The sequence below is a fragment of the Pseudomonas sp. HAR-UPW-AIA-41 genome, from assembly GCF_002304225.1.
In the GTDB taxonomy this organism is placed as follows: Bacteria; Pseudomonadota; Gammaproteobacteria; order Pseudomonadales; family Pseudomonadaceae; genus Aquipseudomonas.
Genome location: NZ_NSLB01000001.1, coordinates 24,658 through 38,587 on the forward strand (window position 1 = coordinate 24,658; position 13,930 = coordinate 38,587).

Genomic DNA, 13,930 nt, shown 5'->3' on the forward strand with positions numbered 1-13,930 from the left:
CGGTATGACTGATCAAGCACTCTACGGCCGTTACGGCTTGCCATTGGATATCCAGTTCTGCAAGAAGTGCGCGATGAACAACCAGCGCCCTTCTTCCACGGTCGAGTTCAAGAACAAGCCGGGTGAAATCAAAAAAGCCATTTTCTTCGATGAGCATGGCGTCTGCGATGCCTGCAATTTTGCCGAAAAAAAGAAGAGCATCGATTGGTCGGATCGCGAGCGCGAACTGAAGGAACTGTGCGATCGTCATCGTCGCTCCGACGGTCGCTACGATGTGGTGGTGCCGGGCAGTGGCGGCAAGGACAGCGTCATGGCCGCGCACGTCCTCAAGTACAAGTACGGCATGAACCCTATCCTGGTGACCTGGCCGCCTGCCATCTACACCGATATCGGTCGGCGCAATTTCGATGCCTGGATCAACGCGGGCTTCGCCAACTACACCTATCACCAGAACAAGAAGGTCCATCGGACCCTCACGCGCCTGGCCTTCGAGAAGCTCTGTCACCCGTTCCAACCGTTCATTCTCGGCCAGAAGAACCTGGCACCCAAGATGTCCGCGCTGCTGGATATCCCGCTGGTCATCTTCGGTGAGAACGAAGCCGAGTACGGCAATGCCATTCAGGATAATGACAAGCCTACCCGGGATCCGAAGTACTACACCGCAGAAAACCAGATGGCGGACCTATACCTGGGCGGAGTGAGTGCTCAGCAACTGATGGACGAGTACAAGTTCACCCTGGCAGACCTCGAGGCCTACCTGCCGGTCGACCCCTACCGGATCGAGAAGGTGGGTACCGAGGTGCACTACCTGGGCTATTACCTCAAGTGGCACCCACAGGAAACCTATTATTTCTCGGTGGAAAATACGGACTTCATGCCCAATGACTTCCGTACCGAGGGCAGTTTCAGCAAATACAGCTCCCTCGACGACATGATCGACTGGCTGCATTACTACACCACCTATACCAAGTTCGGTATCGGTCGTGCCACGTATGACGCTGCCCAGGAAATCCGCAACGGCGACATTACCCGTGACGAGGCGATCGCCCTGATCAAGCGCTTCGACGGCGAGTTCCCGGAGATCTACCAGCAGCAGTGCCTGGATTACATGGGGATCACCCAGGATCGCTTCCTCGAAGTGATCGAGGAGTTCCGCACACCCCATCTGTGGGAGCAGACCTCCAGCGGTTGGGCGCTCAAGAAGCCTATCTGGAAAGCTTGAATCAGCGAAATAGGAACGCCATGAAAGCATTAGTTACTGGCGCCGATGGTTTTATCGGCTCCCACCTCACAGAACTTCTGGTGCGTGAGGGCTACTCGGTCCGCGCCTTGTCACAATACAACTCCTTCAATAACTGGGGTTGGCTGGAAGACGTCGACTGCCGTTCTGCGATCGAAGTCGTCAGCGGCGATGTGCGCGATCCGCACTTCTGCAAGCACATCACCCGAGATGTCGATGTGGTCTTCCACCTCGCTGCGTTGATCGCCATTCCTTATTCCTATGTTGCGCCCGACAGTTATGTCGATACCAACGTCAAAGGCACCCTGAACATCTGCCAGGCCGCCAAGGAAAACGGGGTCAAGCGTGTCATCCATACCTCCACCAGCGAGGTCTATGGCACCGCTCAGTACGTGCCGATCGATGAGAAGCACCCGCTGCAGGCGCAATCGCCCTACAGTGCCTCGAAAATCGGGGCTGACGCGATGGCCATCAGCTTCTTCAATGCCTTCGACTTGCCGGTCACCATTGCCCGACCGTTCAATACCTACGGCCCACGGCAGTCGGCGCGCGCGGTGATTCCGACCATCATCACGCAAATCGCCAGTGGCACGACGCAGATCAAGCTCGGCGATGTGTCGCCGACCCGCGACTTCAACTACGTCGCCGATACTTGCCGTGGGTTTCTCGAGCTGGCCAGATGCGACCAAGCCATTGGCGAAACCGTCAACATCGGCTCCAACTTCGAGATATCGGTTGGCGACACCCTGAACCTGATCAAAGACATCATGGGCAGCGACGTCGAGTTCCTGATCGACGACCAGCGCCTGCGCCCGGGCAAGTCGGAAGTGTTCCGTCTGTGGTGCGACAACAGCAAGATCAACGGCATGACCGGTTTCAAACCGGCCTACAGTATTCGCGAAGGTCTGGAGAAAACCATCGAGTGGATGGTGCGCCCGGACAACCTGAGCAAATACAAAGCCGATATCTACAACGTCTGAGTGATCACCATGTTTGACGCCCTCGTCCGCTTCGTTCGCGAACAGTACCGAACCGAGGATTTCATCCCACTGCATGCGCCGGTTTTCAAGGGACAGGAGTTGGGTTATGTCCAGGAGACAATCGCGTCGACTTTCGTTTCCAGCGTGGGTGCTTTCGTCGACCGTTTTGAAAAGGACGCTGCGGCGTATACGGGGGCTGCCCGTGCGGTGGCCACCGTCAACGGGACGGCGGCCTTGCACGCGGCGCTACTGCTGGCGGGCGTGCAGCGCGATGAGTTGGTGATCACCCAGGCGCTGACGTTCGTCGCCACCTGCAATGCCATCGCCTACTGTGGTGCGCAGCCGGTGTTCGTCGATGTCGATCGGCACACCCTGGGGATGTCGCCAGCGTCCCTGGAGGCCTGGCTGCAAGCGCATGCCCGGCTCGATGCCGATGGCAACTGTCGAAGCAAGGACGGTGATCGCCGCATCGCCGCGTGCCTGCCCATGCACACATTTGGCCACCCGGCTGATCTGGACGGTCTGGTTAGCGTCTGCGAGCGATGGAATCTGCCACTGGTCGAAGATGCGGCAGAGAGCCTGGGCAGCCTTTATCGCGGCAAGCACACCGGTTCATTCGGCCTGTTGGGTACCCTTAGCTTCAACGGCAATAAGATCATCACCACCGGCGGGGGGGGAATGATCCTGACCAACGAAGCGCTGGGCGCACGTGCCAAGCACCTGACGACCACGGCCAAGCGCCCACATCCGTTCGAGTACGTGCATGACGAGATCGGATTCAACTACCGTCTGCCTAACCTCAATGCCGCATTGGGGTGCGCCCAGTTCGAGCAACTGGAGCACTTCATCGCCTCCAAGCGTGAGCTGGCCTCACGCTATGCCGCGCATCTGGAGGGCAGTGAGCTGATCTTCGTACAGGAGCCTGAACATTGCCGCTCGAACTATTGGCTCAACGCGGTTATCTGTCCAAGCCGTGAGATGCGTGATTTCCTGCTGCAGGCGAGTAATGCCGCCAATGTGATGACCCGGCCAATCTGGCAACTGATGTGCGACCTGCCCACGTATGCCCATTGCTCGCAAGATGGGCTTGAGCAGTCGCGCTGGCTGGCCGATCGTATCGTCAATCTGCCGAGTAGTGTGTTGCCGGAGCATCTTTCATGAAACGAAAGATAGCGGTCTTCACCGCTACGCGGGCGGAATACGGACTGCTGTATTGGCTGATGAAGGATATTCAGGCCAGCCCAGTCCTAGAGCTGCAGGTGTTGGTTAGCGGTATGCACCTTTCCCCCGAGTTCGGTGAAACCTGGAAGGACATCGTCGAGGATGGTTTTGTCATCGGAGCCAAGGTGGAAATGCTGTTGTCCTCCGACTCCTCCGTCGGGGTTGCAAAATCCATGGGCCTGGGCGCCATCGGCTTTGCCGATGCGCTGACGCGGTTGGCGCCGGACGTGCTGGTAGTACTGGGTGACCGTTTCGAAGCGCTGGCGATGGTTCAGACTGCTACGGTAATGCGCATCCCTGTGGCGCACCTTCATGGAGGAGAAATCACAGAAGGTGCATATGACGACGCGTTTCGCCACGCCATCAGTAAGCTCTCCTACCTGCATTTCGTGGCTGCCGAGCCCTATCGCCAGCGTGTGGTCCAGATGGGAGAGACCCCTGAAAGGGTGTTTAATGTTGGGGCATTTGGCCTGGATCACATGCTGCGTACTTCGCGTATGAGTCGACAGGAGCTGAGCGAGAGTCTCAACTTCGCCCTCGACAAGCCATTCTTCGTGGTGACCTATCACCCGGAAACTGCCTTTCAGAGCGACTCCGCCCTTGAGTTCCAGGAGCTGCTGGCGGCGCTTGATTCATTTCCTGAACACCAGGTCATTCTCACTTATCCCAACGCGGACAATGGCGGCAGAGCGATCATTCCCCTCCTTGAAGCCTATGCCGCAGCTAATCCAAAGCGCGTGCTTGCGATCCCTTCGCTGGGCTTCAAGCGCTACCTCAGTGCCGTGGCGTTGTCATCGGCAGTTATCGGTAACTCATCCAGCGGGATCATCGAAGTCCCTGCTTTCGGTATTCCGAGCGTGAACATCGGTGCCAGGCAGCAGGGGCGTCTGGCGGCTGACTCTGTATTGCATTGCAAGGCACAAGTTAACTCGATCCGTGACTCAATAATGATGGCTCTTGACGATGTTTTCGCCGAACGCTGCCGTCATGTATCCAACCCCTATGGGCAAGGGAGCGCATCTGCCCGTACCGTGGCTGTTCTGGAGCAGTTTGGCGGTGCTACTCCCAAAATCTTTCATGACCTGGTTTGAGCAATGAATTATTTCGAGCGTGGCCGCGTGTACATCATTGCCGAAGCCGGCGTGAATCATAACGGCGATTATGAGACGGCCATGGCCCTAGTGGAAGCTGCGGCTGAGGCGGGTGCCGATGCGGTCAAGTTCCAGACCTTCAATGCACGTATGCTGGCTGCTGCAAATGCGCCCAAGGCGGCTTACCAGGCGCGCAATACCGGCGAGCAGGATAACCAGCTGGAAATGCTGCTCCAGCTCGAGCTTCCGCAAACCTGGCATGGACCGCTTCAGGCCCGTGCCAGCGAGCTTGGCATTGCTTTTCTCTCCACTGCGTTCGACAGCAAGAGTCTGGAGTTTCTGAATACTCTGGACCTGCCTCTTTACAAGATTGCTTCCGGGGAAATCACTAATGGCCCCATGCTCTGGAAAGTGGCCCGGGCCGGTCGGCCGATGATTTTGTCCACCGGCATGGCCACCTTGGGTGAGATCGATCAGGCACTGGCAGTACTGGCCCACGGTTTGGAGTTCGCTGATGCGCCTGACAGCCTTGAGCAGGTTCTAAGCAACTGGGCTCGCGACGAGGCGCGCCAGCAGGTGGCCGAAAATGTTGCTCTGCTGCACTGTACTTCGCAGTACCCTGCGCGGCTGGAAGAGGTAAACCTGCGTGCCTTGAACCTGTTGGCTGATACCTTCGGAGTCCCTGTGGGCTATTCCGACCATACAGAGGGATTACTGGTATCTCTGGCTGCAGTGGCTCGAGGCGCGCGGATTATCGAGAAGCATTTCACGCTGAATCGCAGCATGCCTGGTCCCGATCATGCCGCATCGCTGGAGCCGGGAGAGCTGAAAGCGATGGTCGCGCAAATCCGTCAGGTCGAACTGGCGCTGGGCGAGCGTCGCAAGACGCCGCAGGCCAGTGAATGGGATACCCGCCGGGCAGCGCGCCAAAGCCTGACCTTTGTGCGTGATCTGGCCAAGGGCCAAACGATCACGGCTGAGGATCTAGGAACCGCGCGTCAGGGCGGTGGCACTTCGCCGATGCTCGCTTGGGATTTAATCGGGACCTTGGCTGGGCATGAATGCAAAGCCGGAGATCCGGTGTGAGCAGTGAGCGACCGGTGGTGCTGCTGGGTGCTGGTGGCCATGCGCGTGTAGTGCTCGACCTGTTACGACTGCGCGGTTATCAGGTCGTCGGTGTGTGTGCCCCGGAATTGCCCGCTGGTAGTCAGTGGCAGAGGCTTTCGGCGCTGGGCGAAGATGTCGTGCTTGAGGCTCTTGACCCTGCTGAAGTCTGGCTTGTGAACGGTATAGGCCCCATGTCTGGAAACATGGTGCGCCGGCGGGTTCATGAGGAGGGCTCGGTCCGAGGCTACACATGGTTGACGCTGGATCATCCTTCCTGCGTGCGTGCGGAGGACGTCAGTCTGGCAGAGGGCGTCCAGTTGATGGCCGGTGTGGTGGTGCAGCCCGGATGCCGTCTGGAGGCCGGGGTAGTAGTGAATACCCGAGCCACGATTGACCACGATTGCCAACTGGATGAGCATGTTTTCGTCGGGCCCGGGGCCGTACTTTGTGGCGCTGTTAAAGCAGGTCGTGGTGTTTTCATTGGCGCAGGTGCGATTGTTTTGCCGGGCATCCATCTGGGTGAGGGTGCAATAATTGGGGCTGGTGCAGTTGTCACGCGCTCAGTCGAAGCAGGACGCACGGCCGTGGGAAGCCCGGCCAGAAGCATTAAGTAGATTATGAAGAACTGGAAAGATATCGTCGTTTCGCCGGACATCAGCCTTCGCGAAGCGATCAAGCGCATTGATGCCTCCGGTATCCAGATGGCTCTGGTGGCCGATGCCGATTTCCGCCTTCGAGGTGTGCTCAGCGATGGCGATGTGCGTCGAGCCATTCTCAACGGGCTTGATCTCGACGGTCCTGTGTCTAAGGCCATGAACGGGCATCCAAAAACCGGATCCACTCATACACCGCGGACTGAAGTACTCGCCATGATGCGGCGTTTCACCTTCCACCATTTACCCTTGATAGACGACAGCGGCCGCTTGGGTGGCCTCGCTATGCTCGATGATTTCATGGGCGTGGTGGACCGGGAAAACTGGGTGGTACTGATGGTTGGGGGGCTGGGCTCTCGGCTGCGACCACTGACCGATGCCTGTCCCAAGCCGATGCTGCGCATCGGCGGTAAACCCATTCTTGAAAGCATCCTTGAGAGCTTCCTGGAACAGGGCTTTCGACGCTTTTTCCTGTCGGTTAACTATATGGCCGATGTGATCAGGGATTACTTCGGTGACGGCTCCCAGTGGGGAGCACGCATTGAGTACTTGCAGGAAAGTGAGCGCTTGGGCACTGCGGGCGCTTTGTCGCTGCTGCCGGAAAAGCCATCGGCACCTCTTCTGGTGATGAACGGGGACCTTATCACCAAGGCAAATTTCGTAGCGATGCTGGACTTTCATCAAGAGCACCAGGCGGCTGCCACTATGGCGGTGCGGGAATATGACCTGCAGGTCCCCTATGGAGTAGTCAAGGTGGATGGCGTTCGTATCACTGCGATTGAGGAAAAGCCGGTACATCGGTTCTTCGTCAATGGCGGCATCTATGTGCTGGAGAGTAATGCTCTGGATTTCATTCCTGCCAACACCTTCTTTGACATGCCTAGCCTGTTTCAAGACCTTGAAGCGCACGGCCGCAAGGCCGCCGCCTATCCCTTGCGTGAGTATTGGCTGGATATTGGCCGGCTGGAGGAGTACGAGCGGGCTCAAAGGGAGTGGAGTTAAAACGTGTACCAAGGCAAGCGCATCCTCGGACTTATAACCGCCCGTGGCGGCTCCAAAGGCATTCCACGCAAAAACCTCGTTGAAGTTGGAGGCAAGCCGCTGATTGGTTGGACCATCGATGCGGCTCGGAACTCGAAGTTGTTGGATCGTTTGGTGCTCTCTAGCGATGACGAGGAAATCGTTGCGGTAGCTCATGCCCTTGGATGCGAAATTCCTTTCATGCGTCCACCGGAGTTGGCGGCTGACGAATCCGGCAGTGCGGAAGTGGTACTGGACTGCCTGCATCGTTTACCAGGGTACGACTACCTAGTGCTGTTGCAACCGACTTCTCCCATGCGCACTGTCGATGACATCGATGGTGCCATTCGTGCCTGCCTAGATAGCCAGGCGCCAGCCTGTGTCTCCGTATGCGACGTTGAGGAAAGTCCGTTCTGGATGTACACGCTGGAAGCAAATGGCGGTCTTAAGCCGATCTTGGCTAACCGCTATGCGCGGAGGCAGGAACTGCCTCCGGTATATGTGCTCAATGGCGCAGTTTATGTAGCAGATACGCGATGGTTCGCAACCAACCGAGGGTTCCTGGGGGAGGGGACGGTAGCTTACGTCATGCCTCGGGGCCGTTCGCTAGACATAGATACACCGGCCGATTTGCAAGCATTTCGTCAGCATCTGGATGCTAACGGGTGAAAAAACTGCAAGGTCTGGGAGCGAGCGCTGCAATCTATTTCGCCAGCAATATCGCCAGTGCCATGGTGCCCTTCGCCCTGCTTCCGATACTCACACGAGTTTTGGGGCCGCAGGAGTATGGCTATGTCACGCTCTTCACGATTTTCTGCGCATGCGCTACGGCGATCATAGGTCTTGGCATTGGCGGTGCCTTTACTCGGCAGTACTACCACCTCGACAAGCAGCAGTTCCGTGTGTTTTCCGGTACCAGCGTCTTGCTGATCATGGGAATTACGCTGGCCGCCGTTACATTGTTCCAGCCGATTGCCCTGCTCTATGGTGATCGGTTGGCGCTGCCGGTGCTCTGGATCAACCATGCAATCCTTTCCGCGGGAGCGCTGGCAGTTTGCAACGCTTGGCTAGCCTGCACGCAGGTCCGCTCGCGGCCCTGGCATTACGGGCTGTTTCAGGTATCCATGACCCTAGTAAATGTGGGTGTTTCGGTGCTGCTGGTCGTCTCGCTTGACATGCGGGGTATGGGGCGGGTCCTAGGGCAAACGGCTGCTTTCTTCGTCTTTGCCTTGATCGCCATATACAGTCTGTGGCGCAGCGGCTGGCTGGTGTTCAGCCTGGATCGTGGTTACCTGCGCTGGTTGCTACTGTTCGGCTTGCCGATCATTCCCCATTCAATTAGCGGCGTGATTATTTCCATGTCGGATCGAATGGTCTTGGCGCATCTTGAGAGCGCCTCCACTCTGGGTATCTACGCGGTTGCTGCTCAAGTATCGATGATTATGGCCATGGCGGTGGACTCCTTGAACAAGGCATACGTACCATGGCTGTACTCACGTTTGGCGCTGGATCAGGCATCGGTGCGGTCGAGCTTGGTCGGTTTCTCCTACCTTTACTTTGCGCTGGTGCTGGTGGCAGCAGGCGTCTTGTCTGTTCTATTACCCCCTTTCATCGTGCATCTTGCGGGGCCGGAGTATGCCGCGGCAAAAAATTATGTGCCCTGGCTACTATTCGCAGGGGCCTTCACTGGCATGTATTACATGGTCGGGCTGTATATCAACTACGCAGCTAGGAATAAATTCCTCTCGTATGCATCCGGCGCGACGGCCATCTTCATGCCGGCCTGCTGCTATGTCCTGATCCAGATAAACGGGTCTCTGGGGGCAGCACAAGGTGCATTCTTAGGGCAGGTCACGCTCTTTATTCTTACTTGGTTTTTCTCTGCTCGGGCTTACCCAATGCCATGGTTCGGTAAATGAAACGTAAGATTGTAATTCTGTCGGACAGCTTGGCGCTGGCTCGGGTGATCCCGGAGTCCTTGCTGCTGGAGGAGTCGTGGGCATATCGCCTGCGTGAGCTTGCAGACGCTGAATGGGTTCAGTTCTCCATGGGGGGAGCGACCTCCAGTGATCTGCTGGCGCAGGCGGAATATTGGCTGCACTCGGCGCGCAGTGCAGACTGGCTGATCATCCAGGCGGGGATCGTTGACTGGGCACCTCGGGCCTTCAGTCGCAAAGAAGTCATACCGCAAAAGGCGCTGGCGTTGTTCACGCGCCTGTTTCCCCGGTTAGGGCGAGAGGTATTCGAACGTCTGCGGCGCTGGCGCGGGATTTCCTATGTGGACTCGCATCGATTTCGTGAAAATGTGCAGGCTTTTAGGCGACTAGCTAAGAACCAGGGCACGTGCTTGCTGTGGATTCCCGTACTGGGGGCAAGCTCTTACGAAAACACTTTGCCCGGCATTACCGAAAAGATAGCTCAGGCCAACGGCATCCTTCGCGAAGAGCTGGGTAGCGCCCTAATGCAGGTCAACTTCGACGATGCGCTGTTTATGAGCGACGGTCACCATTTGCGCGCGCCCGGGCATGAGCACCTTGCACAACAGATTTTTAAGCATATTAACGAGGAGCGATAACAATGAAATTCGCGATTATCGGGCTCGGTCGCATGGGCCGTCGACATGTGCAGGTTGCTCTGAACCTAGGTTTTGAAGTCGTTGGAGTCTACGATCTGTTCCAAGGGGCTATCGATGAGACGCTGAAGGAGTTTCCAGCTTTGGCCGGCAAGGTTTTCAGTAGCGCAGAGGAGCTTCTGGAGCACTCGGGCGCGCAGTTGCTGACGGTTTCCACCACCGCGCCGAGCCATGCCGAGTTCGTTTGCAAAGCCGCTGAAACTGGTTTTCGCTACATTCTCTGCGAAAAACCCCTGGCAGTTTCCTTGGTCGAAGCCGATGCCATGGTCGCTGCTTGTGCCAAGCACGGGGTGCAGTTGGCTGTGAACCACCAGATGCAGTTTATGGAACAGTACACAAAGATTCGAGAGATGATCGGCAGCGGTAAGTTCGGGCCGCTGCGTAGCATCACCGTGCATGCATCCAACTTCGGGTTGGCGATGAACGCCGTGCATTATTTCGAAATGTTCCGCTACGTCACTGGTGAGAGCCTGGCAAGCGTCCAGTGCTGGGTTGATAACGAGAAGGTTCCTAACCCGAGAGGCCCGCAATATTCCGACTATTCTGGCCAGTTGCGAGGGCTCAGCGCCAGCGGTGTGCGTTTCAACCTAGAAGCTGGGGGCGATCTTGGGCACGGTATCCAGGTGATCTATGGCTGCCGAAATGGGCAGATCATCGTTGACGAGCTGGCTGGTAGCGTCAGGACAATACGTCGCAAGACAGAGTTTTCCGAACTGCCGACCACTCGTTATGGTATGCCGGCAGAAGAGGCGATTTTTTCCATCGCACCTGCCGATGTTCTGGAGCCAACTGCCAGTGTCTGGCGGGCGATGCTGGCGGGCGAGAATTTCCCGGATGGCAATATCGGTCGGCACGCCTTGTCGGTTCTTGTGGCAGCTTACGTGTCCGGGGAAACCAATGCGGCGTTTACGCCCGTTGATGATTCCTTGCCGAAACAGAAAACCTTCAGCTGGGCTTGAACATGAGCAAGATATTGAAAGTAGCCATTGTTGGTGCCGGCTATATGGCATCCGAGCATCTCAAGGCGTTTACCGCGACTGGAGAAGCCAAGGTCGTAGGCATCACCTCACGTACTCGCCCGCGCGCCGAGCAACTGGTTGCTGACTTCCCAGGCGTGGTTGTCTACGACAGTCTGGAGGAGATGTACCGCGAAACCCTCGCAGACATCGTGGTGGTTACCGTAACCGAATTGCACATGGCGGATGTAGCCAAGCGTTGCTTTCAGTTTCCCTGGCTGGTGCTTCTGGAAAAGCCGGCAGGCTATAATCTGGCTGACGCAGAAGATATCCACGCAGCTGCCTTGGCAAAGCAGGCACGGGTTTACGTGGCGCTGAACCGTCGTGCTTATTCCAGTACCCGTCAGGCGGTACAGCGTCTTGCTGACAATGACGGTCCACGTTTCATCAAAGTGCTTGACCAGCAGGATCAGCACGCTGCGCTGACCATCTATAAGAATCCGCCGTTGATGGTGGAAAACTACATGTTTGCCAACTCGATCCACCTGATCGATTATTTCCGCGTGTTAGGTCGTGGAGAGGTGGCTTCGGTAGAGAACATCTGTCGCTGGGACCCTGAAAATCCTGGTGTGGTGCTTGCTCTGGTGACTTTTTCCAGCGGTGATAAGGGGCTGTACGAGGGCATATGGAATGGCCCAGGTCCCTGGGTGGTAACGGTGAATACGCCAAGTGAGCGCCTGGAAATGCGGCCATTGGAACAGGTGTTGGTACAGCGTTATGGCGAGCGTCGCAATGAGCCGCTGGAAATAGACCCGATGGATAGCCAGTACAAGCCGGGTCTGCTGTTTCAGGCTCGGCAGACTTTGCATGCCGCCCGGGGTGAGCCAGCCGAGCTCGCCAGTCTTGAAGACGCGTTGAAGTCCATGGAGTTGGTCGCGCATATTTTCAACATGGGAGCGTGACGTAGCCGTGCTGACGGAAAAGCAAGTGGCGCAAAAGCTGGCCCAGGCTGAGGCGTCGCTGGGGCTGTTCTCCTATTCGCTGGGCGGAGTGTCTCTATGGCGGCTGCTACGAGCCCCCGTAGGACATTCGCTGCAGGGTCTAGGTCTGAAGACTCAGTCGCAGGCGAAGCCCCAGGCGTTGTTGTTACGCTGCATGCGTTCGCTATTGGGCATCATTCGCGCGTTGCTCGGCATGCGTTGTCGTTATGTCGTCAAGACCTATAGTTCAGCGCTACGTGAGGAAAAGGGCGACGGCTACGCCGATGTCTATTTCGACGCGTTGCTCGAACGAGTCCCCGGCGGCCATAAATGGTCTTTCTGCAATAGTGCAGCGTTTGCTGTCAGGGAGTCTCGTGCAGCCATTCGGATCGATCTGGATACCACATTTATCCAGATTGCTTCCGCGGTGCTGGCGATTGTCTGCCCCTTTCACAGATCTGCGAGCGAGTATGCGCAACTTGCTGAATTGGCAAGCCGGGCTTTTGGGCTTGGCACTTTAGACGCTAGGCAAGTGCGAAAGACATATGCCAAGTTTCGCTGGCAGGTGTGCTTCTATTCTTTGCTTTTGAAGCGTCTGCGGCCCAAGGCAGTATTGGTAGCTGATACCGGTGAGTATGCGCTGATGCGTGCGGCGCAGAAGAGTGGGATACGGTTCATTGAGGTGCAACATGGAATCTTTTCGCCGGACCATCCTGACGCTCTGCCCGCTGAGGCGTTGTCCCAGACGCAAGGTGACTTGCTGCTTCCTGATCTACTGGTGGTCTATGGAGATTACTGGCGCGACTGCTTGGCTTGCAGTGCCCTAGCGAGTCTTGATCGGATTGTAGCCTGCGGTTGTAGTGCTATCGACGAATATCGGGGCCTTCGCGCTGTGGCCCAGCGCAATAGATCGCCCTTGGATCCGATGCGAATGCTATTGACTGCTCAGGGCTTCTCGGTTGCGGAACTGGTGTGTTTTATCCGGGAGTTCATGTGTCTGGTGGACAGACCAGTCGAGCTCAGTATCAAGTTGCACCCGATTTATGATGAAGAGGCGTCTTACAGGGTGCTGGCGTCTGACCCCAGAGTTCGAATTCTGGAGTCGGGACATGCTATCCCTACTCACCAGCTCATTGCTGAAAGTGACATTCATCTCAGCATTTCGTCTGCCTGCCATTACGACGCTTTGGCTCTCGGGGTCCCGACAGTGGTGCTCGGGCTGCCTGGCCACGAACTGATGAAGTCGTTGTTGGAACAGGGCGCGGCGTTGCTTGCGGATTCCCCAGCAGCGCTGGTCGGCCATATGCAGGCGTGGGAGCCCTATGCGGAGGCAAAGGCCTCCGAGCGTTTCTGTCGCCAAGACTTCGTTGAAAACCTGACTGGAGTGGCCGGTATCGGCAGTCTCGCCCCGATAATTGAAGGATCCTAATGCATGTCCAAGACAATATCGGTTATCGATTACGGCTGTGGAAACCTCGCGTCTGTCCTCAACATGGTTCGACACGTTGGCGGAACGGCTCGGTTGCTTTCCTCACCGAGACAGCTTTGCGAGGCGGAAAAGATCATCCTGCCCGGAGTAGGGGCCTTTGATCATGGCATTGAGGTACTACGCGAGGGAGGCTGGGTTCAGGCGCTGGAGGCAGCGGTGCTGGAGCGTAATGTGCCGATCATGGGTATTTGCTTGGGCATGCAGTTGCTGACTCGCGGCAGTGAAGAGGGCCAGGAGCCGGGACTTGGCTGGGTTGACGCGCAGGCACGACGCTTTCGTCCCAGCGACCCGCGGCTGAAGGTACCGCATATGGGTTGGAACGAGGTGCGGCAGGTGCGCGCGGACGAGCTGTTGCCGGCATCGGCCAGTCCGCGGCGTTTCTACTTCGTTCATGCCTACCGGGTCGAATGCGCCGACCCTGCGGACGTGCTGCTGGAATGCGAGTACGGGGAAACCTTCGTGGCCGCCTTTCGCCATGCCAACATCTGGGGCTTCCAGTTTCACCCGGAGAAGAGCCATCGCTTCGGCATGGAGCTCTTCCACCGCTTCCTGGAGGTATGA

Annotated in this window: 14 protein-coding genes; all 14 read left to right on the forward strand. The window is 57.2% G+C overall.

Annotated elements, in window-relative coordinates; all coding sequences use genetic code 11:
* Positions 1 to 4: 4 nt before the first annotated feature.
* Genes CK486_RS00110 through hisH form a run of 14 tightly spaced genes read left to right on the forward strand, consistent with a single transcriptional unit; the run spans position 5 to position 13,930 of the window.
* Positions 5 to 1,222, forward strand: a complete 1,218-nt coding sequence (locus CK486_RS00110) for an N-acetyl sugar amidotransferase (protein WP_095938280.1) — start codon at positions 5 to 7, stop codon at positions 1,220 to 1,222.
* 20 nt (positions 1,223 to 1,242) lie between these two features.
* A complete protein-coding gene (locus tag CK486_RS00115; RefSeq protein ID WP_095938281.1) occupies positions 1,243 to 2,220 on the forward strand; it encodes an NAD-dependent 4,6-dehydratase LegB in 978 nt (325 codons plus the stop codon).
* 9 nt (positions 2,221 to 2,229) lie between these two features.
* Entirely contained in the window at positions 2,230 to 3,381 is a 1,152-nt protein-coding gene (locus CK486_RS00120) for a LegC family aminotransferase (protein ID WP_095939020.1), read from the forward strand.
* On the forward strand, positions 3,378 to 4,532 hold the full coding sequence (gene neuC, locus CK486_RS00125) for a UDP-N-acetylglucosamine 2-epimerase (protein ID WP_095938282.1): 1,155 nt from the start codon (positions 3,378 to 3,380) through the stop codon (positions 4,530 to 4,532). Before CK486_RS00120 ends, neuC begins: the two co-directional genes overlap by 4 nt.
* Before the next feature lie 3 nt (positions 4,533 to 4,535).
* Entirely contained in the window at positions 4,536 to 5,618 is a 1,083-nt protein-coding gene (gene neuB, locus CK486_RS00130) for an N-acetylneuraminate synthase (protein WP_095938283.1), read from the forward strand.
* Entirely contained in the window at positions 5,615 to 6,253 is a 639-nt protein-coding gene (locus tag CK486_RS00135) for an acetyltransferase (RefSeq protein ID WP_176481624.1), read from the forward strand. The genes neuB and CK486_RS00135 overlap by 4 nt, the downstream gene beginning before the upstream one ends.
* A gap of 3 nt (positions 6,254 to 6,256) precedes the next feature.
* Positions 6,257 to 7,294 carry a nucleotidyltransferase family protein gene (locus CK486_RS00140; protein ID WP_095938285.1) on the forward strand — a complete coding sequence of 346 codons (1,038 nt, stop codon included), beginning with the start codon at positions 6,257 to 6,259 and terminating at the stop codon, positions 7,292 to 7,294.
* Between the two features lie 3 nt (positions 7,295 to 7,297).
* Positions 7,298 to 7,981: a cytidylyltransferase domain-containing protein gene (locus tag CK486_RS00145; protein WP_095938286.1), complete on the forward strand. Its 684-nt coding sequence runs from the start codon at positions 7,298 to 7,300 to the stop codon at positions 7,979 to 7,981.
* Positions 7,978 to 9,231, forward strand: coding sequence for a lipopolysaccharide biosynthesis protein (locus CK486_RS00150; protein ID WP_095938287.1), 1,254 nt, complete (start codon positions 7,978 to 7,980; stop codon positions 9,229 to 9,231). Before CK486_RS00145 ends, CK486_RS00150 begins: the two co-directional genes overlap by 4 nt.
* Positions 9,228 to 9,887, forward strand: a complete 660-nt coding sequence (locus CK486_RS00155; protein WP_095938288.1) for a hypothetical protein — start codon at positions 9,228 to 9,230, stop codon at positions 9,885 to 9,887. Before CK486_RS00150 ends, CK486_RS00155 begins: the two co-directional genes overlap by 4 nt.
* Positions 9,888 to 9,889: 2 nt before the next feature.
* Positions 9,890 to 10,903, forward strand: coding sequence for a Gfo/Idh/MocA family protein (locus CK486_RS00160; protein WP_095938289.1), 1,014 nt, complete (start codon positions 9,890 to 9,892; stop codon positions 10,901 to 10,903).
* A gap of 2 nt (positions 10,904 to 10,905) precedes the next feature.
* A complete protein-coding gene (locus CK486_RS00165; RefSeq protein ID WP_095938290.1) occupies positions 10,906 to 11,862 on the forward strand; it encodes a Gfo/Idh/MocA family protein in 957 nt (318 codons plus the stop codon).
* 7 nt (positions 11,863 to 11,869) lie between these two features.
* Positions 11,870 to 13,309, forward strand: coding sequence for a hypothetical protein (locus CK486_RS00170; protein ID WP_141248856.1), 1,440 nt, complete (start codon positions 11,870 to 11,872; stop codon positions 13,307 to 13,309).
* Positions 13,310 to 13,312: 3 nt separating this feature from the next.
* Positions 13,313 to 13,930: an imidazole glycerol phosphate synthase subunit HisH gene (gene hisH, locus CK486_RS00175; RefSeq protein WP_095938292.1), complete on the forward strand. Its 618-nt coding sequence runs from the start codon at positions 13,313 to 13,315 to the stop codon at positions 13,928 to 13,930.